We start from the raw sequence: 22973 nt of genomic DNA on the forward strand, positions 1-22973 counted from the left end.
GGGGGAGAAAGACATGAGTGAAACTCAGGATAATAAACCAATGAAAGCAGCGAAACCTGCCAAACCAAAACATAATCAAAATAAAAAGAAGAAAAAGAAAGGTTTCGTCTGGAATATAAGGAACAAACTATTGGTCTCCTTCCTGGCCGTTCTACTCCTGCCAAGCTTGGCAGTCGGTTTGATCACACTAACGATGGCTGAAGATGGCGTACAAGGACAATTAGTAGATAGTGCCATGCAAAGTGTGAGCACTGCCAATACCATTGTAGAAAGCCAAGTGAATTACAAGATTCATGACATTAACTATTTCGCGGATGCCCTTGATCCGAGCCTGATCAAAGGGGAGAACGATAGTCCGGAGCTTCAGGTGAAGCTGGAGCAATACCTGGGCTTGCATCCCGATGCCATGAATATTTTTGTGGGAACAACAGACGGAGTCATGGTTCGAGGTAAACCAACAGCGAGCAGTACGCGGGGAGATGCTTATGATCCTAGGGAGCGGGAGTGGTACAAACTAGCGATGGAAAAGCCAGGTACAGCTGTTGTATCAGCTGTGTCTGTTAATACCGATGGTGTTGCAGTTGTATTTATTTCCAAAACATTAAAGGATCAATCCGGTGTTATCGGTTTGTCTCTGGATCTGACAGACCTGCGAGAGCAGGCATCCATTAAGGTGGGCAAAGAAGGTTACGTCATTATTATGGATGCAAACAAAAACTATGTCGTTTCCCCTATAGCAGATGCAGGTACACAGGAAACTAGCGGCACCCTTGATGAGATGTATCAGAGTCAAGAAGGTCAATTCGATTACGTGTATAACAATCAGCCGAAAATGATGATTTTCTCAACAAATGAAGCAACGGGCTGGAAAATTGCCGGCACGATGTTCAAGAGTGAAATAACCAATGCGAGTAAGGATATTCGCATGGCCACATTTATTGTTATTCTGGCGGCTACGTTCCTTACGCTCATCTTTATTATCTGGTTTACACGCTCCATGCTGCGTCCAATTAAACGACTGCAGGAATCCGCCAGAGCCGTGAGTAAAGGTGACTTGACCGTGAAAATGGAAACAGGGCGTAAAGATGAAGTCGGAGAACTTGCGAAGTATTTTGAACGTATGGTCGATAACCTTCGAATGATGATTCTGGGCGTACAGGAAACGACAGAGCAGGTATCTGCTTCTTCTCAAGAGTTGTCTGCCAGTGCAGAACAAACCACCAAAGCGATTGAACATTCAACACAGGCCATTCAGGAACTGGCTGAAGGTGCAGAGCAGCAGGTAAACAGCGTGAAAGACGGATCGGGACAGATGAGCCGAATGGCAGAAGATGTTCGAATGATGTCGGAGCGTGTGCAATCGATTACGGCGAATATGCGGAATACGTCCGGAGCAGCTACTTCTGGTAATGAGGCAGCAGGACAGGCTGTGGTGCAGATGAACAGTATCCAGGAAACGGTGGAGCAGTTGGGGACTGTGGTTCAATCTCTGAATGCTCGTTCCGTTGAGATTGGTAGTATGGTTGATGTCATTGCATCCATCTCCAAACAAACGAACTTGCTCGCATTAAATGCTTCTATTGAAGCGGCAAGAGCGGGAGATGCGGGTCGTGGGTTTGCAGTTGTAGCCGGTGAGGTACGCAAACTGGCAGAAGAATCCGGAAGTTCGGCAGCGCAGATCGGTGAGGTGGTTCATAATATCCGTCAGGAGATGGATGCCGCTCTAATCGCGATGAATGCGGCTCAGACTCGGGTAGGAGAAGGAATTCAGGCCGTGAATACGTCAGGACAATCCTTTGCTCAGATTCGGGAGGCGGTGGAAGATGCGGTTCATACATTGGATGACTTGTCCGCAACAACGAAACAACTGGAGAGTGGAGCTTCCCACGTTGCCAAGGCGATGAGTGATATTTCGAATGTGACCCAGGAATCGGCTGCGAATACAGAATCCGTGTCTGCATCTTCGCAAGAACAACTGGCATCGGTAGAAGAGATTGCATCATCGTCGGCACATCTGAATAGCATGGCAGAACAATTACAAGGACTGCTTGGCATGTTCAAGATGGTAGAGGATACACCGAAGGATAAGGGCAAAGAATAAATCCTAGCATTTTACCACCACAATTTACCATAGATTTTATAATAGAAGAAAATAAAGATAGACATTGCTCCTGTAGCCCTGTATAAATATATCGTCTGGTTATTCTGCGCATATAGCGGTGTAATCTTACAAAACAAGATCGAATTAACGAAATAATATATGGATACAGGGTACAGCAGGAGGCTCTATGGTATACGTAGCAATACTGATTTTTGTAGTGACAATCACCTTGGTAATCTGGCAACCTCGTGGGTTGGGTATCGGTTGGACTGCCTCGGGCGGGGCATTGCTTGCCCTGCTATGTGGAGTTGTCAGCTTAAACGATGCCTCGGATGTGGCATCTATTGTATGGAATGCAACGCTGGCCTTTGTCGGCATTATTATGATTTCTCTCATTCTCGACGAGACGGGTTTCTTCGAATGGGCTGCCCTTCATATGGCAAGGCTGGCTGGAGGAGATGGTCGCAGACTATTCTTCTACTCCATTCTGCTGGGAGCGGCGGTGTCTGCTCTGTTCGCGAATGATGGTGCGGCGCTCATTCTGACGCCAATTGTGCTGGCAATGGTGCGTGCATTGAAGTTTGATGAGCGCATGGTACTGGCTTTTGTGATGGCGAGTGGATTTATCGCCGATACCACGTCGTTACCGCTGGTAGTCAGCAATCTGGTTAACATAGTATCGGCCGATTTCTTTGGTATTACCTTTGTGGAGTATGCGGTACGCATGGTTGTACCCAATCTATTCTCAATCGTAGCGAGTACGGGGATGTTGTTCTTGTTCTATCGCAAAAGCATACCCCTTCGCTACGACATCTCCGCGGCACGTGACCCGAAGGAAGCGATACGTGATCCACGGATGTTTCGAATCGCTTGGTACATGCTTGGGTTGTTACTGGTTGCCTATGCATCCAGTGAGTTTCTGCCGATTCCCGTGTCGGTTATCGTTGGCTCCGTTGCCTTGCTGTTCGCCTTGTTGGCACGCAAGAGCGAGGCTGTTGATCTGAAACGGGTCATCAAGGAAGCGCCATGGTCGATTGTGGTGTTCTCGGTGGGCATGTATATCGTCGTATATGGACTGCGTAATGCAGGGTTAACGGATCATCTGAGCCGCTGGCTGGATGCCATAGCAGAGCATGGTCTGCTGGCTGCTTCGCTCGGGATGGGCATCATCGCTGCTGTATTATCATCAGTGATGAACAACCTGCCAACCGTGTTGATTAACCTTCTGGCCATCCAGGGCGCGCATACCGAAGGTATTATTCAGGAAGCATTGATCTATGCCAATGTCATTGGTTCTGACCTGGGTCCCAAAATGACCCCGATTGGATCACTTGCCACATTGCTGTGGCTGCACGTGTTATCCCGTAAAGGTGTGAAGATCACATGGGGGTATTATTTCAAAGCAGGCATCATCCTGACGATTCCAACATTGTTAATTACCCTAGCCGGGTTGGCATTGTGGTTATGGATCCTAGGTTAGTAAAATTAGATTTTACATTAAGTATCAATAAGGTAATTCTGTTGTAATGTAAAAGCTGCTCTCACAGCTGGTGCTACGCACTGGCAGCGAGGCAGTTTTTTGTTCCTCTTTCATTTCTTCTATAGAAGAAATGAAGTTTCTATTTCAATTAAGCGCCTAAGCATTGAAAGAAGGCCAGCCCATTGTAGGGCTGGCCTTCTTTGCCTACTCCCCAGGCAGGAGATTGAAATGCCTGAGATCCAACAAGCGCTGACACAGCGCAGGGAGCGGAACGATTGTGGAAAAGCGAAGCGTTCGCCTTTATCCCCGGATGTATTCTATATAAAAAGTAAATCATATAAATCCGGGGATAACAGCGATTGAAGCAACGTCCACTCCCGAAGCGGCCACCTCAGCGCCAAATAAATCCCAAATGTTTCAATATACAGCCGATATTTTTAACATTGCGTTTACAAAACATTGATTTTAAGATGACATACCGAAACTACAATGAGTAAAGAGTTGATGGTGAACAAACAAATTCACAAAACGCCATCACTACATTGGGGGAGGAAAACAAAACATGTTTAAAAAGTTGCCGTTTATTTTGATGACCTTAACGTTCGTACTGGTACTCGCAGCATGCGGATCGAAAAATGACGCTGGTACAGAGGGTGCCGCAAGCAATGGATCAGGAGAAGCTGCTACTGAGCTTAGCGGTAACATTCTGGCAGTCGGATCGACAGCATTGCTACCTCTGGTAGAACAAGCTGGACAGAAATTTATGGCAGTTGATGAATATAAGAACGTAACGGTTCAAGTTCAAGGTGGCGGTAGTGGTACTGGTTTGACACAAGTATCTGACGGACAAGCTACAATCGGTAACTCTGATGTATTTGCAGAAGAGAAACTGGAGGACGAAGCCAAAGTAAAAGAACTGGTTGACCATCAAGTAGCAGTAGTAGCTATGGCGCCAGTTAGCAACAAAGATGCAGGTGTAGAAGATTTGACGAAGCAACAACTGGTCGACATCTTCTCCGGTAAAGTAACAAACTGGAAAGACGTTGGCGGCGCGGATAAAGCAATTGTTATTGTAAACCGTCCGAGCAGTTCCGGTACTCGTGCAACTTTCGAGAAGTATGCATTGGGTGCAAAAATGGGTGATATCCAAGGTTCGATTCAAGAAGATTCTTCTGGTAACGTAAAAAAATTGGTATCTGAAACGCCAGGTGCTATTGGTTACCTTGCCTTGTCTTATTTGGATGACAGCTTGCAAGTGTTGAAATACGAAGGTGTAGAAGCAACAGTTGAGAACGTAGAAGCAGGAACTTATCCAGTATGGGCTTACGAGCACATGTACACGAAAGGTACGCCAGATGCAGCAACACAAGCATTCCTGGACTACATCTTGAGTGACGAAATTCAACAAAATGACGTGACAGAACTTGGATACATTCCAATGTCAGGTATGAAAGTAAAACGCGATGCAGCAGGTAATGTGGTTCAATAATCTTTGAACTTGCGCATACAGCGAAAGAGGCGGACTTAGGTCCCGCCTCTTTACGCGGTTTGCTCTAAAATAATCCCATATTTTGCATTAATTCTACTATAGAAGGATGGTTGTTATGGAACAGACCGAAGGGGGAACGGTAATGAATAACAAGTTGAAACCGCGCCGGCCCTTAAAAGAGAAACATTATTGGGAAGAGTGGACGGGACGGATCTATACGTCGATTTGTGTCGTTTTCCTGATCGTTGTCATGTTTTCCATTGTTTATTTTGTAGCGTCCAAGGGACTATCAACATTTTTCCAAAATGGAATAAGCATAAGTGAATTCCTTGGTGGGAAAACGTGGAATCCAACGGGGGAACCTGCTTTCTATGGGGCATTGCCGTTCATTACAGGTTCTTTCATTACAACCTTGCTTGCAGCGCTTATTGCAAGTCCGCTTGGTCTGTGTGCAGCGCTCTTCATGACAGAGATTGTACCGGGTAAGGGGAAAAAGATCTTGCAGCCTGCGATTGAGCTCTTGTCCGGAATTCCGTCTGTTGTATACGGATTTATCGGTCTGAGTGTCATCGTACCTTTGCTTCGCAGTATCTTTGGTGGAACAGGCGTCGGGATTGCAGCCGGATGTCTTGTTCTCGCGGTAATGATTCTTCCTACGGTGACAAGTATTATGGCAGATGCATTGTCCGCATTGCCAAAAGGATTACGTGAATCCTCCTATGCACTCGGTGCCACTCGCTGGCAAACCATCTACCGTGTCATTATTCCAACGACTTTGCCAGCTTTGTTGACAGGTGTCGTTTTGGGTATGGCCCGTGCTTTTGGTGAGGCACTTGCTGTGCAGATGGTTATTGGTAATGCACCGCATGTTCCAACATCCTTGCTTGAATCAGCTTCAACATTAACAAGTGTAATTACACTCAGCATGGGTAACACCACGATGGGTTCTGTTCATAACAATGCACTGTGGAGTATGGCGCTTGTCCTGCTGGTGATGACATTTGTCTTCGTCATTCTGGTTCGCCTGCTTGAAAGGAGAAACCGGGTATGAAAATGAAGGCAAAGACGGTAGATAAAATTGCAACATCCGTTATCGTTGTACTGGCCCTGTTCATTGTTATTCTATTGCTCGGTCTGCTTGGTTTTATCATGTATAGAGGTATTGGACATATCAGTTGGAACTTCCTGACAAGCGCACCACAGTTGCTTAAGGGTGGCGGCGGGATTGGTCCACAGCTCTTCAACTCCGTATTCTTGCTTGTCCTGACCTTGATTGTTACCATTCCACTCGGATGGGGTGGCGGGATTTACATGGCGGAATACGCCAAACCAGGCAAGATTACCAGCTTCATTCGTCTGGTCGTTGAAGTATTGTCATCATTCCCATCCATCGTTATCGGTTTGTTTGGTCTCTTGCTGCTAGTAAATCAATTTGGTCTTGGTTTCTCCCTGATCTCGGGTGCCTTGGCTCTGGCGATCTTTAACTTGCCACTGATGGTACGGACAACGGAGCAGGCCTTCCGGGCCGTTCCGAAGGAACAGAAGGAAGCAGGTCTGGCGCTTGGACTGTCCAAGTGGAAGATTATCACTTCCATTCTGCTGCCTGTGGCATTGCCGAGCTTGATTACGGGTACGATCCTGGCATCGGGCCGGATCTTCGGTGAAGCAGCCGCGCTGATGTTCACCGCAGGTATGAGTAGTCCACCATTGGACTTTACAGATTGGAATCCGACGAGTCCAAGGTCACCGCTTAATCCTTTCCGTCCGGCAGAGACACTTGCTGTCCATATCTGGAAAGTGAATAGTGAAGGTATTGGACCAGATTCCAAAGAAGTGGCAGCAGGGGCATCCGCCGTGCTTGTCATTCTCGTGCTGGCGTTCAATCTAAGTGCACGCTGGATCGGTCGGGTTGTATTCCGCCGCATGACAGCTTCGAAATAAGGAGGAACCAACATGGCCATACCTTTTGGTACGGAACAGTTAAGCATATATTATGGACATTTCCAGGCGGTCAAGCAGATTAGCCTGACGTTTCCTGAAGCAAGCGTAACGGCTCTTATTGGGCCGTCTGGTTGCGGTAAATCCACGTTCCTCCGGTCGCTGAACCGGATGAACGACGAGATTGCCGGTTCCCGTACAGAGGGACATATCTGGATGGACGGGAACGATCTGAATGAGCCTGGAACCGATGTAATCAAGCTTCGCCAGAAGATTGGCATGGTGTGGCAGAAGCCGAACCCTTTTCATAAGTCCATCTACAACAATATCGCGTTTGGCCCCCGCTACCGCGGTACGAAGAGTAAGAAGGCACTGGATGAAATTGTGGAAAAAAGCTTGCGTCGTGCTGCGCTCTGGGACGAAGTAAAAGACAGACTGCATGAGTCAGCTCTGTCTCTCTCTGGCGGACAACAGCAGCGCCTATGTATCGCTCGCGCTTTGTCTGTTGAACCACAGATTCTGCTGCTCGATGAGCCGGCATCTGCACTTGACCCGGTATCTACGGGTAAAGTTGAAGAGTTGATTACCGAGCTCAAGAAGGAGCTGCGGATTGTTATTGTTACCCATAACATGCAGCAGGCGGCACGCATCTCGGATTATACAGCTTATTTCTATCTGGGAAGCATGATTGAGCACGGGGATACAGAGCATATTTTCACGAACCCGGACAATCGTCTGACGCAAGAATACATTATGGGTCGTTTCGGTTAATTGGATCATGGAGTGTCACATAGAGTAACAGACAGAGAGATTAAGAAATAAATAGAGACAAAAGAAAGCACAATGCCTGGACGGTTGTTCGGGAGTTGTGCTTTTTTAATTTCATTTTGGAAAAAATTGCTGTATGTAAAGCAATCATGCTACGATATTTAGTAATAAGAGAACGTTTACATTACTTTGAAGGAGATGTTGATAATCACTACGGATCAGACGTCTTACGACCATATGGCAGCTCAGATTATACAGAACTACGCTATTGAGAAACCTGTCGTTTCATATATTCGTCATAATGAGAATCTGACATATCATGTCGTCGATGAAGCAAGCGGGCAGAAGTATCTGTTACGTATCCATCAAGCCGCATATGCAGGTATGTCAGGGATTCAACATACGCTTCCTGCGCTGGAGGCAGAGATGAACCTGCTTCATGAGTTAAATGCAACGACAGCATTGCGCGTGCAGCATCCGGTACGGAATGTATCGGGAGAGTGGGTAACGGTATGGACAAATGAGGAAGGGAAAGAGATTTGTTGTACGGTACTGGAGTGGATTGAGGGAAGGGACATCCAGCAGGGAGAACGCCTGACAACAGAGCAGATCTATGATCTTGGGGCACAACTGCAGATGCTTCATCAATATGGGCGTGAGCAGAATCAGACAGATCGAACAAAGGTGCGGCCGGCATATGGCAATAGCCATGAGAACTTGGTCATGCTAGGGCAGCTGGAGGAAGGCGTCCGACTGGGGATTTTTACAACGGAAGACTTCGATCTGCTTCGTGAGACGTTTGAGAACATTAATGAGCAGTTAGAAACATACCCGCATCACGCAGGGACATGGGGGATCATTCATGGGGATATTACTCGCAACAATCTGCTGATAACGGAGCAGGGGATTTCCATGATTGATTTTTGTCTACACGGTTATGGTTATTATCTTTTTGATGCCGGAGGGGCAGCACTTATGTTCAATCGGGAGGAACGTGACATATTTTTATCCGGTTATACCCAACAGATCGCACCACTGACGGATCGTGATATTCGATTGATGGAAGGGTTCATGTTGATCTTTACACTGGGTTATTATGCCTTTCAGATGGCGAATGAGTCGAGGCACGAATGGATGAAAGATCACATGCCGAAGCTGTGCAGCAAGTATTGCCGACCTTATGTGCAAAATGAGCGTATTTTCTATGAACTGTGACGACATCTACCTGTTTGCTGCATATACATAAAGGATGATCATGACCCGGCGAAGGCTGGCAGAGGAGGCATCCATGTATGGCTGTTTTATCAACAGGACCCATTGAAAATAATATTGTGGGGGGAAGTGGGCGCCCTACCCAAAGAATTACGGTAAGACTGGATAATCGGAATATGGTTAGTATTTATACGGTTCTTGTTCAAGGATACTATTTGGTAGGTGTACGCACATTATATATCGAAGAGTTGTTCAATGTTCTGCCTAATCAGGTAATAACCAAAGATTTTTATGCGGATTTGGACGGGTTTGAATTTGTTTTTACAACGGGTGATGCTGCTGTGGAAGAGGTGCAGATTTCGGTCTGGGGGAAAAACCAGAATGGAGAACTGGTCACCGCCCATCGTCTCGTATCCGAGGAATTACTGGGGGCAGAAAGTGCTATTCCAGGTGTAACAGGAGCCACTGGAGGTACCGGTGCTACTGGAAGTACGGGAGCGACAGGACTGACGGGAACGACAGGAGTCACCGGTGTTACAGGTGTAACAGGCCCGACTGGATTGACAGGAGTCATTGGGGCTACCGGAGGGACTGGTGTAACTGGCACAACGGGAGCGACCGGAGTAACAGGTACGACGGGGTTTACCGGGGTTACAGGTGCAACAGGTGTGACAGGAACGACAGGAGTCACCGGTGTTACAGGGCCGACAGGACTGACGGGAACAACCGGAGTCACTGGTTTTACAGGTGCGACAGGCGTAACGGGGACGACCGGAGTTACTGGAGATACAGGCACAACAGGCGTAACGGGTGCGACCGGAGTTACTGGAGATACGGGCGCAACAGGAATGACGGGAACAACCGGAGTCACTGGTGTTACAGGTGCAACAGGCGTAACAGGGACGACTGGAGATACTGGGGCTACAGGTGCAACAGGCGTAACAGGGGCGACTGGAGATACTGGGGCTGCAGGTGCAACAGGCGTAACAGGGGCGACTGGAGATACTGGGGCTACAGGTGCAACAGGCGTAACGGGTGCGACCGGAGTTACTGGAGATACGGGCGCGACAGGACTGACGGGAACAACCGGAGTCACTGGTTTTACAGGTGCGACAGGTGTAACGGGGACGACCGGAGTTACTGGGGTTACAGGTGCAACAGGCGTAACAGGGGCGACTGGAGATACTGGTGTTACAGGTGCGACAGGCGTAACGGGGACGACCGGAGTTACTGGAGATACTGGTGTTACAGGCGCGACAGGACTTACAGGAACGACGGGAGTTACTGGGGCTACAGGTGCAACAGGCGTAACAGGGGCGACTGGAGATACTGGTGTTACAGGTGCGACAGGCGTAACAGGGACGACCGGAGTTACTGGAGATACTGGTGTTACAGGCGCGACAGGACTTACAGGAACGACGGGATTCACTGGGGTTACAGGTGCAACAGGCGTAACAGGGGCGACTGGAGATACTGGTGTTACAGGCGCAACGGGAGTAACGGGAACGACTGGAGGTACTGGGGCTACAGGAGCCACAGGCGTAACAGGGGTTACAGGTGCAACCGGATTGACAGGAACAACAGGCGTAACGGGTGCGACCGGAGTTACTGGAGATACGGGAGTGACAGGACTGACGGGTACGACGGGAGTCACTGGTGTTACAGGCGCAACGGGAGTCACTGGTATTACAGGTGCAACAGGCGTAACAGGAGCAACAGGAACGACGGGAGTCACAGGTGCAACAGGAACGACGGGAGTCACAGGTGCAACAGGGACGACGGGAGTCACAGGTGCAACAGGGACGACGGGAGTCACAGGTGCAACAGGAACGACAGGAGCCACAGGTGCAACAGGAACGACAGGAGTCACAGGTGCAACAGGAACGACAGGAGCCACAGGTGCAACAGGAACGACGGGAGCCACAGGTGCAACAGGAACGACGGGAGCTACAGGTGCGACTGGATCAACAGCTGCTTCTGCTCCTGCGGATTCTTCCCTGTTTGCTGACAGTCAGACAACGGCATTGCCTCTTCCATTGACCGGTGAAACGACCATTCAGACACTTAATGTACCCGTGGTGGCAGGTCAACGCGTGAAAATCGATAATAGTACACAAGTAGCAGTAGTTGTAGGGTCTAACTGGAGTATCGCATATAACGTTAACTTGAGACGTAACGGAGTTCTAATTAATCAATTGCAGCTCTCACGAACCGGTAATGCTTCGGGAACGTTGAGGTTTCTTTCTTCCAACACCTACGTGGATACTGCTCCTGCGACAACCACTAACGCATATACGATAAGTATTGAATTTACGACAACTAGCAGCGTCACTAGTGCTTCAGCGGAAGTGAGAAATATTAATGCTATTCGCTTCAGCTAAAATAGACATCGAACTTATGATAATTACACGTTACTTTTGTTGACATATATGATGTTGTACATTACTCTATGGGTATACTTGATCAAAAACTTAGAAATGTACCAATTCGAATCGAATTAAAATAATACAGCGGATGATAACGAGCGGGAGAGACCTGGATTAGCCGAGCAATATGGCTAGTGTTCAGGCACCGAAGGAGCAAGCTGTTGCGCACCCGGCGCAGTCGTTAATCTCTCAGGTAAATGTACCATCGTTGGACGCAACTCTGGAGAGTGCGCGAATTGCGCCACCCAAGGGGTATATGATCAGTTAGCCCAGTGAACTTGTCTGTAATCGCAGGCAATGCACCTTGTCGTGAGACACTGCTGATCGTGAAACTCTCAGGTATCGAGGACAGAGAGAGGGCCTAAGGCCTTCTTCTGTCCTTTTTTGATGTCATCATACCCCTAGATAAGGGTCATTGTGGATGGAACTCCTGGATCGAAATGACGAATACATTTTACAAATATGAATCATGATTAATAATGGAGGGTTACAAGGTGCGATTTAAAGATGTTTTCTCAATTATTGGTCCGTCGATGACGGGGCCTTCAAGTTCACATACAGCTGGAGCGGCAAGGTTAGGGAGAATTGCTCGACAGTGGCTGGGATGTACGCCAGATCGTGCACGGCTGACGTTATACGGTTCATTCGCTGATACGTATCAGGGGCACGGAACAGATTTGGCACTGATCGGCGGTCTGCTGGATTATGTCACAGACGATCCACGTATCCCGGATGCAGAGCAATACGCAGAGGAAGCGGGCATGGAGGTTGAGTTCTATACAAGTGGAATACCTGCTCCTCATCCTAATACGGTCAAAATTGAGTTGTGGCATGGAGAACGTGTCTGCTCCTTAATCGGTGCATCCATTGGTGGTGGAAGCGTATCGGTGCATTCGATGAATGATTTTCGTGTTCAGATTAGTGGTGAGTTTCCAACACTCGTTCTGCGACATGCAGACAAAGCAGGGGTGCTTGCGTCGGTAACGTCCACGATCAGTTCATCCGGGGTTAACATCGGGTATATGCAGGTGGACCGGAAAGCCCGTGATGGCGAAGCGCTTACCGCGATGGAAATGGATGGTGTGCCTAATCCTGATATGCTCAAGCGTCTAAGGGAGCTGGACCATGTATTGGACATTCGTGTCATTGATTTGAAGAGAGGAGTTGATTCGGATGCGGTTTAAACATTTGCACGAACTGAATACGATCTGTACAGCAGAATCCAAAACCATTGCTCAGCTGATGATCGAGGAGCAGGTTCAGGAGACCAATACACCGGAAGCGGATGTTGTGAAGCAGATGTCTGAATATTATCAGGTGATGAAGGAAGCGGTACGCAAAGGGTTAACGGAAGATACGACATCACGCAGTGGATTAACAGGTGGAGACGGCAAAAAAATGGCTGAGTACATTCGCAAGGGCGAGACTTGCTCGGGAGATGCTTCCGCACTTGCCATGGCGTATGCCCTGTGTGTATCTGAAGTTAATGCCTCCATGGGTCGGATCGTGGCAACACCAACAGCCGGTTCCTGCGGCATCATCCCCGGTGTGTTTATTAGCTCACAGGAGCGATTTGGCTGGACGGACGAACATTTGGTGAACGGGTTGTTCTGTGCGGGAGCGATTGGTTATGTTATTGCCAACAATTCATTTATCTCCGGGGCCGAAGGTGGCTGCCAGGCGGAAGTGGGTTCCGCGATCGGCATGGCTGCGGGTGCCATGGTTGAACTGCGTGGAGGTACACCGGAACAGGTCGTTCATGCCGTTGGTTTGGCGTTAAAAAATACACTGGGCCTTATCTGCGATCCGGTCGCAGGCCTTGTTGAAATCCCCTGCATCGTCCGTAATGGACTGGGTGCAGTTACGGCGCTGGCTGCGGCTGATATGGCCCTGGCCGGAGTGCGTAGTGCCATTCCGTCAGACGAAGTCATCGATGTCATGCTGGAAGTAGGCAGTGCGATGCCGAGCCGCCATCGGGAGACAGCCCAAGGTGGACTGGCCCAGACACCAACCGGCCGAAAAATGATGCAGAAGCTGGCTAAACCAAAGGCCAAGCGTGCCGAGCCTGAGCCTGAGTCCCCTGCTGAAAATGACGTAGAAACTAAGGCATAAATCGGATTGATATGAATTAAATCTAACGCTAACTTGTGGAGCCTTTAGCCTTGATTATTAAAGGTGAAGAAGAGTTCCTTACATGATACGAAAAGCCGATACAAACCTTCCTGGTGAAGAGATGTATCGGCTTTTTTTGTCTTTTTCCAACGAAGAAAAACAAAAAAACATTGACGATCTATATATCGGTTAGATATATTAATTATTGTCATATATCAATTCGATATATATAGGAGCGAAACAAAATTAAAGGAGATGGATAGAATGAAAGGTATTTTCCAGACGAGTCTATTGTTTTTGAAAAACGGAGCCACCATTGTAGGTTTAATTACGGCTGTACTGTTTCAGGTTTTTTTTAACATCATCTGGCTTAGCGGATACGACCAGGTTAACGAAAGAATGACTCAATTGGCTGTCACCATCGTGAATGAAGATGGGGTAGCGGCTGAACCAGTGGCTAAGTCTTTGGCGGCAGGTCTGAATTTCGAGATCAAACCATCTGAATCGATGCAAGAAGCACGACAGATGTTAACGGATCGGAATGTGTACATGATTATTGAGATTCCATCAGGTTTCATGCAACAGGCAGAAGACTTGTCAAAACCGATGACAGTGAAGTATGTGATGAACGAATCAAACGTGGCTACCGTGAAAAGTGTGATGCAGAACGTAGCCGCACAAGTTACAGCGACGTTGAACCGTGAAGTACAAGAGAATGGCATTCGCGGAGTGCTGAATCAGTCCGGTATGACTGCTGATCAGTCCGATGCGCTTACGGTAGGGTTATCTTCACGCGTGGAGGCAGAGGTGGAGCGACTGAATCCTGTTGATAATTTTGCTTTCTCCATGGTACCGATGTTGATTGTAACCGCTACGTTTACCGGAGCAATGTTGCTTGGCATGAATCTGCAAAAAGTGTCTGGAGAACTGAGTGGCAGGGCAGGGAAATGGGAGCGCTTCTGGGCCCGCAACATCGTTAATGTTGGTGCGGCATTTATCGTCTCGCTTGTTGGATCGGGGATGATGCACATTATGGGGGTATCGTCAGCAGCCGGTTGGTTCATGTTATGGCTGTTCCAGTTGCTGGTCACCATATCTTTTATACTCATGGCTCAGTTGAGCTTGTTGTTGCTTGGCAATGCTGGGGCTTGGTTAAACAGTGCGCTGTTGCCTCTGTTGATGCTGTCCTCGGGATCAACGATTCCGCGAGATGTAATGCCTGACTTCTACCAAGTGATCGGTCATTATCTGCCAGCGACTTATGCCGTAGAGGGGATGATGAACCTTGTACTCGGAGGAAACGGGATCGGCCGGGATGCGATGTTGCTTGCCGTAATCGGTGGAGTAACACTGACCCTTGGTGCGCTTTGCACCTGGATCAGACGCTCCGGCCCGGTACGTTCTGAAGCTCGTAGGGAGGACCAGCCTGCTGCTGTGCCTGTTGCTCTGAAAGCAACCGTTTCGTCATCTGATCATTGAACAAGGGGTACTGATTGTGATACGTTAAGGGGAATGGAAAGGAGCGGTACACCGATGAACACGCAGCATGTCATCCTCGGAATACTGCACAATCAGCCAAGTTCCGGATACGAGATCAAGCAGTACTTTGAACATTATTTTTCATTTTTCTTTGATGCCAGTTTCGGCACCATATATCCTACACTTGCGAAGATGGAAAAGTCAGGATTGCTGACTAAGGAATCGGTAAAGCAGGAAGGGAAACCTGATAAGAACGTGTATTCATTGACCAATGAAGGAGCAGCGCAATTTCACACCTACCTGATGAGTCCCCTGGAAGACGAGGTGTTCCGTTCTGATTTTCTGATGCGGTTGTATTTCGGAGAGTTGGCGGATGAGGCCACTGTAACGGGGTGGGTTTCGTCAGAGTTGAAACGCAAGGAATTGTTATATGACGAACTTCAGCGTCAGATGAAGGAATTCGGCGAATGGATTTCGCCTTCACAACGTTTGTGCATGCAAGTGGGACTTGTGCAGTATGAGGCCACCATCGAGTTGCTCAAGAAGCAACTGGCTCAGCCGGAGTAATCCATGGTCATAATGAATTACGTCAAAATCAAATAGGCACTCATCAGATCCGGAACAGGTCTGTGAGCGCCTATTTGGTTTTTATATTCCGATGAAGTGGACCCATGTCCGGTCTTGCATAAAAGCAAATACATCTTGGTGTTTATGTGAGACTAGTACTCAGTACGGCATATCCATACGCGGGCAATTCGATGGCCAGTACGCCATCTTCCTTGGCGGTACGATGGTTTCCGCCGAATAACTCGGTCCATTCCTCGTCACCGGCCTCCAGCTCGACAATAGCCGTCTCTTCTGATCGGTTGAACAGAACCAGAATGCGTTCCTCCTCATTTTGCCGCTCAAATACCAGTTGGCTACCATCGGGACGAGCCTGTAGGAAACGAACGGTACCTTCTGCACGCAGGGCAGGATGAGCATGACGCAGAGAGATCAGTTTCTGATAAAAGTCGAACAGCTCTCGGTCTTGCTTCGCTTCATCCCATTCCATACATTTACGGCAGCCCGGATCATGTTCGCCGTCCATGCCAATCTCGTCTCCGTAATAGATGCATGGAGCACCCATGTAACTGAACTGGAATAACGCAGCCAGCTTCATCTTGCGCTGGTCGCCTTCACACAGCGTAAGCAGCCGCGTGGTATCGTGGCTGTCCAGCAAGTTAAACGCCACTTCGCTGGCCTGAAGCGGATAACGGGATAACTGTCGCCCGATGGAGTTTGCGAACTGTTCGGCGTGCATCGTATTTTTCACAAAGAATGCATTCACGGCATCGGTAAACGGATAGTTCATGGACGCATCGAACTGGTCGCCTTGCAGCCAGGAGGAAGACTCGTTCCATACTTCGCCCAGAATGTAGGCATCCGGATTAGCGGCTTTGACTACACGGCGGAAATCGCGCCAGAATGCATCGTCCACTTCGTCTGCCACATCCAGCCGCCATCCGTCCGCGCCCACTTCCTTGATCCAGTACTCAGCAACCTCCAGCAGATAGGCCTTAACCTCGGCATTCTCCGTATTCAGCTTTGGCATGTGAGCTTCGAATCCGAAGGTCTCATACGTAGGAATGCCGTCCTTCACGTCCAGCGGGTATTCATGTACATGGAACCAGTCCTTATATTTGGATTGTTCTCCGTTCTTCTGCACATCCACAAACGGCGCAAATGTCTTCCCGGAATGGTTGAACACAGCATCCAGAAGTACACGAATTCCACGTGCATGGCACAGCTCAACCAGTCGTTTCACGGTATCTGCGTCACCAAAATGCCGATCTACCCGCAGATAGTCTTCGGTGTCGTATTTGTGATTGGTGGTGGCTTCGAAGATGGGTGTGAAGTAGATCGCATTAATGCCAAGATCGCTGATGTAATCCAGATGGTCGATCACGCCCTGAAGGTCACCGCCGAAGAAATTGAAAGGTGTTGGCTCGCCGCCCCACGGCTCTAACTTTTCCGGACTGATATCCGGGTTGCCGTTGGCGAATCGTTCAGGAAAAATCTGATAGAACACCGCATCCTTAACCCATGCAGGGGGTGTGAATACAGCTCTGGCATGAATATAAGGGAACTGGAACATACGACCCGGATCGTCCGGTTCTTCTTCCTGGAAGTCCGTCTCGGTCATCCAGATCTGTTCTTCGCCGCTTTTGAGCAGAAAAGAGTATTTGAGTCGGTGGTAGGGAGGTTTCACTTCGCCTTCGAAGTAATCGAACATGGAGTCAGAGGTGAACTTCGTTAAGGGAACCAGCACTTTGGTTGCATCCCACGCATATTTATCCCCGGTCAGGGCATGTACCTCGGTCAGATCATTCTTTTTGGCACGCAAACGCAGATGGATTGTATCTTGGTCATAGGCATAGGCCCAGTTTCGTTTCGGTTGATGATAGATGGCTTCCAGCAGCATAATGAATTTCCTCCCGTCAGGTGTAGAACTAGTATGTACTTGGTAGACTTGATGGATATGACGTTACCCGAGTTAATGGATAAGCTATAATTAGAATGCGTGATAACGCGAGACTTCAACAAGACATGAATCCATATGGTATAGACAGCTTTTATCATGATGATGCTCAGATATATCATTAACCCAATGAGGGCAGAAAGGAAACGATTATTCGGATGAAAACCAAACTGTTATATATTGAAGATGATACGGAAATTGCGACTTGGGTCAGAGCCGATCTGGAGGAGCGCGGTTATGAGGTGGTATGGCTCGGCAGTGGTGAAGGTGCAGCGGAGGCTGCTGTCGGTTGCTCACTCATTATTCTGGATGTCATGCTGCCCGGGCTGGATGGATTTACGGTAGGCCAGCGACTGAAAAAAGAACATCCTGCCGTGCCCATTGTCATGCTCTCGGCCAGAACGTCTATTGACGACAAGTTACACGGTCTTGATTTTGCCGATGACTATGTGACCAAACCATTTCACCCCGATGAACTGGCTGCCCGGATTGAAGTACAGCTGCGTAAGGCAGGAACAGCGGTATCCACGGATGCTGCCCTGAAGCTGGATCATCTCTCCATCTATGAGAAGGACAACCGGATCGTTAATGAGGAGACGGGGGATGAGATTATTTTATCGGGAAAACAGTTCCACATCTTCGCCTACCTGCTACGACATATGGGCATGATTCGAACCAAAGAGCAGATCTATGAAGCCGTTTGGAACGAGCCCTATCTGGATGGGGACAAAACTTTAATGGTACATATTCGGCATCTACGCGAAAAGCTGGAGCTTGATCCGGCCAATCCTGCAATTATTCAGACGGTCCGTGGTGTGGGATATCGTGTGAAGAAGCCATGATCCGGTGGTTCAGGGAACGGAAGATCATGAAGGGAGAACGAAGCATGATTCAAAAGCAATCCGGGCGGCGCAAGCTTCGCTTTGGGCGGTCCTTGATGTCCAGATACATCCTCCTGATCTTGGCGGCTGTATTATTTGTGCCCGTTGTGCTTCCGATCATATCCGTTATATATATTGTCGTAGTGAATAACACGGACACGAATACGAACCGAGCGGCACCTTATGGTGATGTTACTCGGATAAGTAACCTCTGGTCACGTGAAGCGAAGAACCTGGATGGTGCTTCGGATGAAGAGATTAAGGCCCGGTTGGAGCAATTACATGGCTCGTATCCCAAATCTTCGATGTATCGTGTGAATGTGAAAGGGGAGACCCTACTTATTCTCGGTGGTGAAGATGTAACGCTTCTAAAATCCACGTCGCCGGATGGCAGGACAGACACGACATTGAGATGGTCATTGGATTCCGGGCAAACGACAGAGACTCATATTCCAGCCTTATGGAATGTAAATAATACAGTGCAATTCATGAAAGAAGCTTCCTTTCGCGATCCACTCACCGTAGTTGCATATATTGGCGGAGATGAGCAGGACAAAGGACAGGGATTCATGATCATTGAAGTGCCGCGGTCACTTCTGCAAATGAATCAGAGTAACTGGCCGATGGAACTCTTGTATCTTGGTATCGTAATGACCCTCATCTTTCTGATCTTCATCATTATGTCGATTCTCTTCTTCGCACGCATTCGCAAACGACTTATTCGTTTGCAGACGGCCATGATGACCACAGGCAAGGAAGGCCTCCCGCTTCCGGTAGATATCCGCCGGTCAGACGAGATTGGTCAACTGGAAGAATCCTTCAATCAGATGGTGCATCAACTGTCCAACAGCCGCCACCGTGAACGCGAGGAAGAACAATTGCGCAAACGTCTCATTGCGGGGCTTTCCCACGATCTGCGTACCCCGCTAACGGTAATTCGTGGACATATGCATGCTTTGCACAAGGAAGAGCTGAGCGAGCAAGGTGACCGTTCATTACATCGCATGGAAGCGAAAATGGAGGACCTCGGTGGGCTCATTGACAACATGTTATCCTACAATTTGCTCACGAGCGGGAAATATACACTGAAGCTGGAAGAGAAAGATATACTGCGGATCGTCAGGGAAACGGCGGCGGCCTGGTACCCGGTCTGGGAGAAAGAGCAATTTGATATTGATATTGACCTCCCGGAGGAACCGCTGATCTGGCATATGGATGAACAGGGCATGCGCCGTGTACTCGATAATTTGTTTCAGAACGTAATCCGTCATGCTGCTAGCGGGAAATATATTGGCATAACAACCCAGGAGATTCAGGGTGAGACGGCTATCGTTATTCAGGATCGGGGTCCGGGTATGCAACCGAATTCCGACACAAAAGGCACAGGTCTAGGCTTATCCATTGTAGACCTGTTGATTCGTGAGATGGGTCTGCGCAAGCGGGTAGACAGTTCCGAAACGGGTGTCCAGACATATATCTACAGTGGTAAGGGAAACAGGGAAAACAACAAACCGCTGAAATAGCTTTTTTAAACTAAACTTAAACTAGAGACTACTTTGGCTTTAACCTTGGAAGGTTACGATAGTTCCGAGGTGATCATACAGTGAGTGAAAATATAATTCAAACGGCGAATTTATGGAAAACATACCGGGACCGTGCAGCGGTCCGTGAACTTGATCTGCACATTAAAAAGGGAGATATCTACGGCTTCCTCGGTCCCAACGGTGCCGGCAAAACAACAACGATTCGCATGCTTCTCGGCTTGATTAAACCAACCAAAGGCGTGATCCGTGTCTTCGACAAGGATATCCGCAAGGATCGCATGGATATTTTGCGCCGTGTGGGCTCTTTGGTCGAATACCCGTCCTATTACGGACATCTGAACGCAGTAGAGAATCTGGAAACTTTGCGCCGCATCATCAATGTACCAAAATCAAGAATTGCTGAAGTGCTGTCCATTGTAGATCTGACCAAGGATGCCAAACGTTCGGTAAAGGGATACTCCCTTGGGATGAAGCAACGTCTAGGTATTGCCAGCGCTTTGCTGGGTGAACCGGAGTTGCTGATTCTGGACGAACCAACGAATGGGCTTGATCCTGCCGGTATTCAGGAGATTCGGGAACTGATCAAACGCATGCCTCTGGAACATGGCATTACCGTTCTGGTTTCTAGCCACTTGCTGAGTGAAGTCGAACAGATGGCAAGTCGCGTTGGTATTATCCGTGAAGGCAAGATGGTGCTTCAGGATACCATCGCAAGTCTGCATAGTCAGACGGGTAGCTCTATCCGGTTAACGGTTTCCGAGCCGGAAGAGGCTATGAAGCTGGCGAGAGAACAGGGACAATTTGGTCAGCAACAAGGCTCTGCTTTAACGTTCCCTTATATGGATAACAGTTCAGTGGCACTGCTTGTGCGCCGATTAATTGAGCAGGATCATGATGTGTATCGTGTAGAGGAACAGCGTCAGTCGCTGGAAGATCTGTTCATGCGGGTCATTGGCGAGGGGGCTTCCATATGACCGGGCGTGCATTATCGTCGGACTGGCTCAAGATTCGGGGGAAAGGGATCTGGTTTCTTGTTTTTCTGGCCCCTCTTGGATTGACAGCGATGCAGGCGCTTAATTTTGGCTTACGGCTGGACTATCTGAAAGAGCAGTATGCAGATAACCTGTGGGGCGGATTGCTCGGCAATGTGGTGGTCTTTGTTCCCTTGTCTCTGATGCTGGGAGCAACCATTCTCAGCTCCATGATCGCTAATGTTGAGCATGAACAGGGATCATGGAAACAGCTGCTCGCGATGCCGATTCCCAGACCAGCCGTGTATTTAGCCAAGTTCCTGCTTGCTTGTGTGCTGCTGGTAATCTCCTGCCTGCTGTTAACCGCAGGAATAGTAGGTCTGGGTCTGATCCTCGGATTCCATGCCAGCGAAATACCTTGGACACATGCGATCAAGCTGGGGCTATTGCCTTTGGCTGGTGCACTTCCGGTGTTGTCACTGGAGTTGTGGCTCACGATGGTTAACAAGAATCAGGCACTTCCCGTCACCCTGGGCATCGTTCTCGCGATAACGGGCATGTTCGCACTCAGTATCTCACCGAACTTTCCACTCGCTTGGGCGCAGATGGCCTGGAATGGACCCAATCCATATCTGTATGCAGGCATGGGTGCAGGTCTGGGAATCTTGATTCTGTTGCTGGGTATGGTGCACTTTAGCCGGAAGGATGTGGCCTGACATGAGCTTTGCGACAACGTACTTCCGAATTTTGTCCGCTGAACGATTGAAAATGGGCAAGTCCCCCATATGGCTTCTGATTCTGCTGAGTCCACTCATTGCGCTGCTCATCGGACTGTTGTCCACGCCATCGGGAAATTGGCAGGTATTGATGACCACGATGGTTTTCCTGCACGGATTGTTATTGTTACCGATGCTGACTGGTGTGTTTACGTCCTTTGTCTGCCGTTTTGAACATGCAGGTGGAGGGTGGAAGCAGATGCTGGTTTTACCGCTCACACGTTCAGGCGTATATGCAGGTAAACTGACAATTGTGCTCATGCTTCTGGCGGGTACACAAGTATTATTGCTGATGTCCATTCTGCTGGCAGGCATGATTCACGGCATTACGATGCCTGTACCTTGGGGATTCTTGGCGAGCAAACTGCTGCTTGGGTTGCTAGCTTGTGTACCCTTGGCTGCCCTGCAGATGTTCGTTTCATTGGCGTGGAGCAGCTTTGCCGCACCGCTCGCACTGAATTTTGCACTGACCATACCGAATATTCTCATTGTAAACTCGGCGACATATGGGCCATATTATCCATGGGCACAACCGATGATTCTGATGACACCCGTTGATGGCGGAGGTTTCGGAGCCTACAACGTGCCACTGATGACAATGCTGGCGGTTGTTGGAGGCAGTGCTGTCATTTTCATTGGAATCGGCATGATGTATTTTGCGAAAAAAGAAATCTGAATAATCCGTTACACACTTGGTTATCGTAATCAAAATCCTCTTTAAGCAAAACATGCAAAGCTCTATTGTATGTATGCTTCAGGAGGATTTTTTCTAATGTCTGACCCACCCATCATGAATGGTCACCTCGCTAACGAATCTGAGGAGTCTTATTCAAGGATTTGAAGTGATCTCAGAAATCTAAGGAACTTGAGACATGTTATATCCAATGAAACAACCGTTTGCAGCGTTTTTGTCAGGAGATTATGGGGATTAACGTGTCTGATGTTCTTTAAAATTTTAAAAGGGGACCTGGACACCAAATAAGATGTCCTGAGTTCTTTAGAAAATCGTTTAGCCATTCGTCAGAATCAGCTGACATGGAATTGAACTTCAAGCTTGTTAGAGGCTTAATTTGATCCTTGTATAAATTGTCTGCCTTTGCAGGCACCTCCTAAGTAAAATCAAAATTCCAAGTATTACATCACACATTATGTGAATTGGATCATAGATTGTAAGCAAAATGAGACGAGAATCTGGTAAAATAAAAAAAGCTGTTTCTAGGCAGGCTTACATGGTTATTCGAGGGTAGGCCCATTTTTGTAAGGGATAATTAATCC

General features: G+C 48.4%; 18 protein-coding genes and 1 riboswitch. Of the genes, 17 read left to right on the forward strand and 1 reads right to left on the reverse strand.

Annotated features, from left to right (window positions below):
* Window positions 1–13 precede the first annotated feature (13 nt).
* The 12 genes from V6669_RS02430 (at window position 14) to V6669_RS02485 (ending at window position 15572) form a co-directional block, all read left to right on the forward strand.
* Window positions 14–2101 (forward strand): methyl-accepting chemotaxis protein, encoded by a 2088-nt coding sequence (locus V6669_RS02430; protein WP_338590375.1) that lies wholly within the window; start codon window positions 14–16, stop codon window positions 2099–2101.
* A gap of 187 nt (window positions 2102–2288) precedes the next feature.
* Complete coding sequence (locus V6669_RS02435) at window positions 2289–3581, forward strand: arsenic transporter (RefSeq protein WP_338590377.1); 1293 nt, start codon at window positions 2289–2291, stop codon at window positions 3579–3581.
* A 562-nt stretch (window positions 3582–4143) separates the two neighbouring features.
* The gene (locus tag V6669_RS02440; RefSeq protein WP_338590379.1) at window positions 4144–5070 is read left to right on the forward strand and encodes a phosphate ABC transporter substrate-binding protein PstS family protein; all 927 of its coding nucleotides are present in this window, start codon (window positions 4144–4146) and stop codon (window positions 5068–5070) included.
* A 142-nt stretch (window positions 5071–5212) separates the two neighbouring features.
* A complete protein-coding gene (pstC, locus tag V6669_RS02445) occupies window positions 5213–6121 on the forward strand; it encodes a phosphate ABC transporter permease subunit PstC (RefSeq protein WP_100528178.1) in 909 nt (302 codons plus the stop codon).
* A gap of 2 nt (window positions 6122–6123) precedes the next feature.
* A complete protein-coding gene (gene pstA, locus V6669_RS02450; protein ID WP_026081329.1) occupies window positions 6124–7011 on the forward strand; it encodes a phosphate ABC transporter permease PstA in 888 nt (295 codons plus the stop codon).
* A gap of 12 nt (window positions 7012–7023) precedes the next feature.
* Window positions 7024–7779 (forward strand): phosphate ABC transporter ATP-binding protein PstB, encoded by a 756-nt coding sequence (gene pstB / locus V6669_RS02455; protein WP_036616781.1) that lies wholly within the window; start codon window positions 7024–7026, stop codon window positions 7777–7779.
* Window positions 7780–7974: 195 nt separating this feature from the next.
* Window positions 7975–8991, forward strand: coding sequence for a phosphotransferase (locus V6669_RS02460; protein ID WP_338590386.1), 1017 nt, complete (start codon window positions 7975–7977; stop codon window positions 8989–8991).
* Between the two features lie 77 nt (window positions 8992–9068).
* Window positions 9069–11369, forward strand: coding sequence for a collagen-like protein (locus tag V6669_RS02465; protein ID WP_338590388.1), 2301 nt, complete (start codon window positions 9069–9071; stop codon window positions 11367–11369).
* Between the two features lie 134 nt (window positions 11370–11503).
* Window positions 11504–11628: riboswitch (glycine riboswitch) on the forward strand.
* A 280-nt stretch (window positions 11629–11908) separates the two neighbouring features.
* Complete coding sequence (gene sdaAB, locus V6669_RS02470) at window positions 11909–12598, forward strand: L-serine ammonia-lyase, iron-sulfur-dependent subunit beta (protein WP_338590390.1); 690 nt, start codon at window positions 11909–11911, stop codon at window positions 12596–12598.
* Window positions 12588–13526: an L-serine ammonia-lyase, iron-sulfur-dependent, subunit alpha gene (gene sdaAA, locus V6669_RS02475; RefSeq protein WP_036672202.1), complete on the forward strand. Its 939-nt coding sequence runs from the start codon at window positions 12588–12590 to the stop codon at window positions 13524–13526. The genes sdaAB and sdaAA overlap by 11 nt, the downstream gene beginning before the upstream one ends.
* A gap of 264 nt (window positions 13527–13790) precedes the next feature.
* Window positions 13791–15005 carry an ABC transporter permease gene (locus tag V6669_RS02480; RefSeq protein WP_338590394.1) on the forward strand — a complete coding sequence of 405 codons (1215 nt, stop codon included), beginning with the start codon at window positions 13791–13793 and terminating at the stop codon, window positions 15003–15005.
* A 54-nt stretch (window positions 15006–15059) separates the two neighbouring features.
* On the forward strand, window positions 15060–15572 hold the full coding sequence (locus V6669_RS02485; protein ID WP_338590396.1) for a PadR family transcriptional regulator: 513 nt from the start codon (window positions 15060–15062) through the stop codon (window positions 15570–15572).
* 142 nt (window positions 15573–15714) lie between these two features.
* On the opposite strand, the gene V6669_RS02490 is transcribed toward V6669_RS02485, so the two are convergent.
* Window positions 15715–17469: an alpha-glycosidase gene (locus V6669_RS02490; protein WP_338590398.1), complete on the reverse strand. Its 1755-nt coding sequence runs from the start codon at window positions 17467–17469 to the stop codon at window positions 15715–15717.
* Window positions 17470–17684: 215 nt separating this feature from the next.
* Between V6669_RS02490 and V6669_RS02495 the strand changes: the two genes are divergently transcribed.
* From V6669_RS02495 to V6669_RS02515, 5 genes are all read left to right on the forward strand, one after another.
* A complete protein-coding gene (locus V6669_RS02495; RefSeq protein ID WP_192135550.1) occupies window positions 17685–18368 on the forward strand; it encodes a response regulator transcription factor in 684 nt (227 codons plus the stop codon).
* A gap of 44 nt (window positions 18369–18412) precedes the next feature.
* Entirely contained in the window at window positions 18413–19930 is a 1518-nt protein-coding gene (locus tag V6669_RS02500; RefSeq protein ID WP_338590403.1) for a HAMP domain-containing sensor histidine kinase, read from the forward strand.
* A gap of 80 nt (window positions 19931–20010) precedes the next feature.
* A complete protein-coding gene (locus V6669_RS02505; protein WP_036672188.1) occupies window positions 20011–20925 on the forward strand; it encodes an ABC transporter ATP-binding protein in 915 nt (304 codons plus the stop codon).
* On the forward strand, window positions 20922–21638 hold the full coding sequence (locus V6669_RS02510; protein WP_338590406.1) for an ABC transporter permease: 717 nt from the start codon (window positions 20922–20924) through the stop codon (window positions 21636–21638). Before V6669_RS02505 ends, V6669_RS02510 begins: the two co-directional genes overlap by 4 nt.
* Window position 21639: 1 nt before the next feature.
* Window positions 21640–22374 (forward strand): ABC transporter permease, encoded by a 735-nt coding sequence (locus V6669_RS02515; RefSeq protein WP_338590408.1) that lies wholly within the window; start codon window positions 21640–21642, stop codon window positions 22372–22374.
* Window positions 22375–22973 lie beyond the last annotated feature (599 nt).

Source organism: Paenibacillus sp. Y5S-9 (assembly GCF_036894235.1).
GTDB lineage: Bacteria > Bacillota > Bacilli > Paenibacillales > Paenibacillaceae > Paenibacillus.

What these genes read in the sequence shown, in the direction of transcription:
- V6669_RS02430 (WP_338590375.1), top strand. Translation starts at nt 14, where the DNA reads ATGAGTGAAACTCAGGATAATAAACCAATGAAAGCAGCGAAACCTGCC.
- V6669_RS02435 (WP_338590377.1), top strand. Translation starts at nt 2,289, where the DNA reads ATGGTATACGTAGCAATACTGATTTTTGTAGTGACAATCACCTTGGTA.
- V6669_RS02440 (WP_338590379.1), top strand. Translation starts at nt 4,144, where the DNA reads ATGTTTAAAAAGTTGCCGTTTATTTTGATGACCTTAACGTTCGTACTG.
- pstC (WP_100528178.1), top strand. Translation starts at nt 5,213, where the DNA reads ATGAATAACAAGTTGAAACCGCGCCGGCCCTTAAAAGAGAAACATTAT.
- pstA (WP_026081329.1), top strand. Translation starts at nt 6,124, where the DNA reads ATGAAGGCAAAGACGGTAGATAAAATTGCAACATCCGTTATCGTTGTA.
- pstB (WP_036616781.1), top strand. Translation starts at nt 7,024, where the DNA reads ATGGCCATACCTTTTGGTACGGAACAGTTAAGCATATATTATGGACAT.
- V6669_RS02460 (WP_338590386.1), top strand. Translation starts at nt 7,975, where the DNA reads ATGTTGATAATCACTACGGATCAGACGTCTTACGACCATATGGCAGCT.
- V6669_RS02465 (WP_338590388.1), top strand. Translation starts at nt 9,069, where the DNA reads ATGGCTGTTTTATCAACAGGACCCATTGAAAATAATATTGTGGGGGGA.
- sdaAA (WP_036672202.1), top strand. Translation starts at nt 12,588, where the DNA reads ATGCGGTTTAAACATTTGCACGAACTGAATACGATCTGTACAGCAGAA.
- V6669_RS02480 (WP_338590394.1), top strand. Translation starts at nt 13,791, where the DNA reads ATGAAAGGTATTTTCCAGACGAGTCTATTGTTTTTGAAAAACGGAGCC.
- V6669_RS02485 (WP_338590396.1), top strand. Translation starts at nt 15,060, where the DNA reads ATGAACACGCAGCATGTCATCCTCGGAATACTGCACAATCAGCCAAGT.
- V6669_RS02490 (WP_338590398.1), bottom strand. Translation starts at nt 17,469, where the DNA reads ATGCTGCTGGAAGCCATCTATCATCAACCGAAACGAAACTGGGCCTAT.
- V6669_RS02495 (WP_192135550.1), top strand. Translation starts at nt 17,685, where the DNA reads ATGAAAACCAAACTGTTATATATTGAAGATGATACGGAAATTGCGACT.
- V6669_RS02500 (WP_338590403.1), top strand. Translation starts at nt 18,413, where the DNA reads ATGATTCAAAAGCAATCCGGGCGGCGCAAGCTTCGCTTTGGGCGGTCC.
- V6669_RS02510 (WP_338590406.1), top strand. Translation starts at nt 20,922, where the DNA reads ATGACCGGGCGTGCATTATCGTCGGACTGGCTCAAGATTCGGGGGAAA.
- V6669_RS02515 (WP_338590408.1), top strand. Translation starts at nt 21,640, where the DNA reads ATGAGCTTTGCGACAACGTACTTCCGAATTTTGTCCGCTGAACGATTG.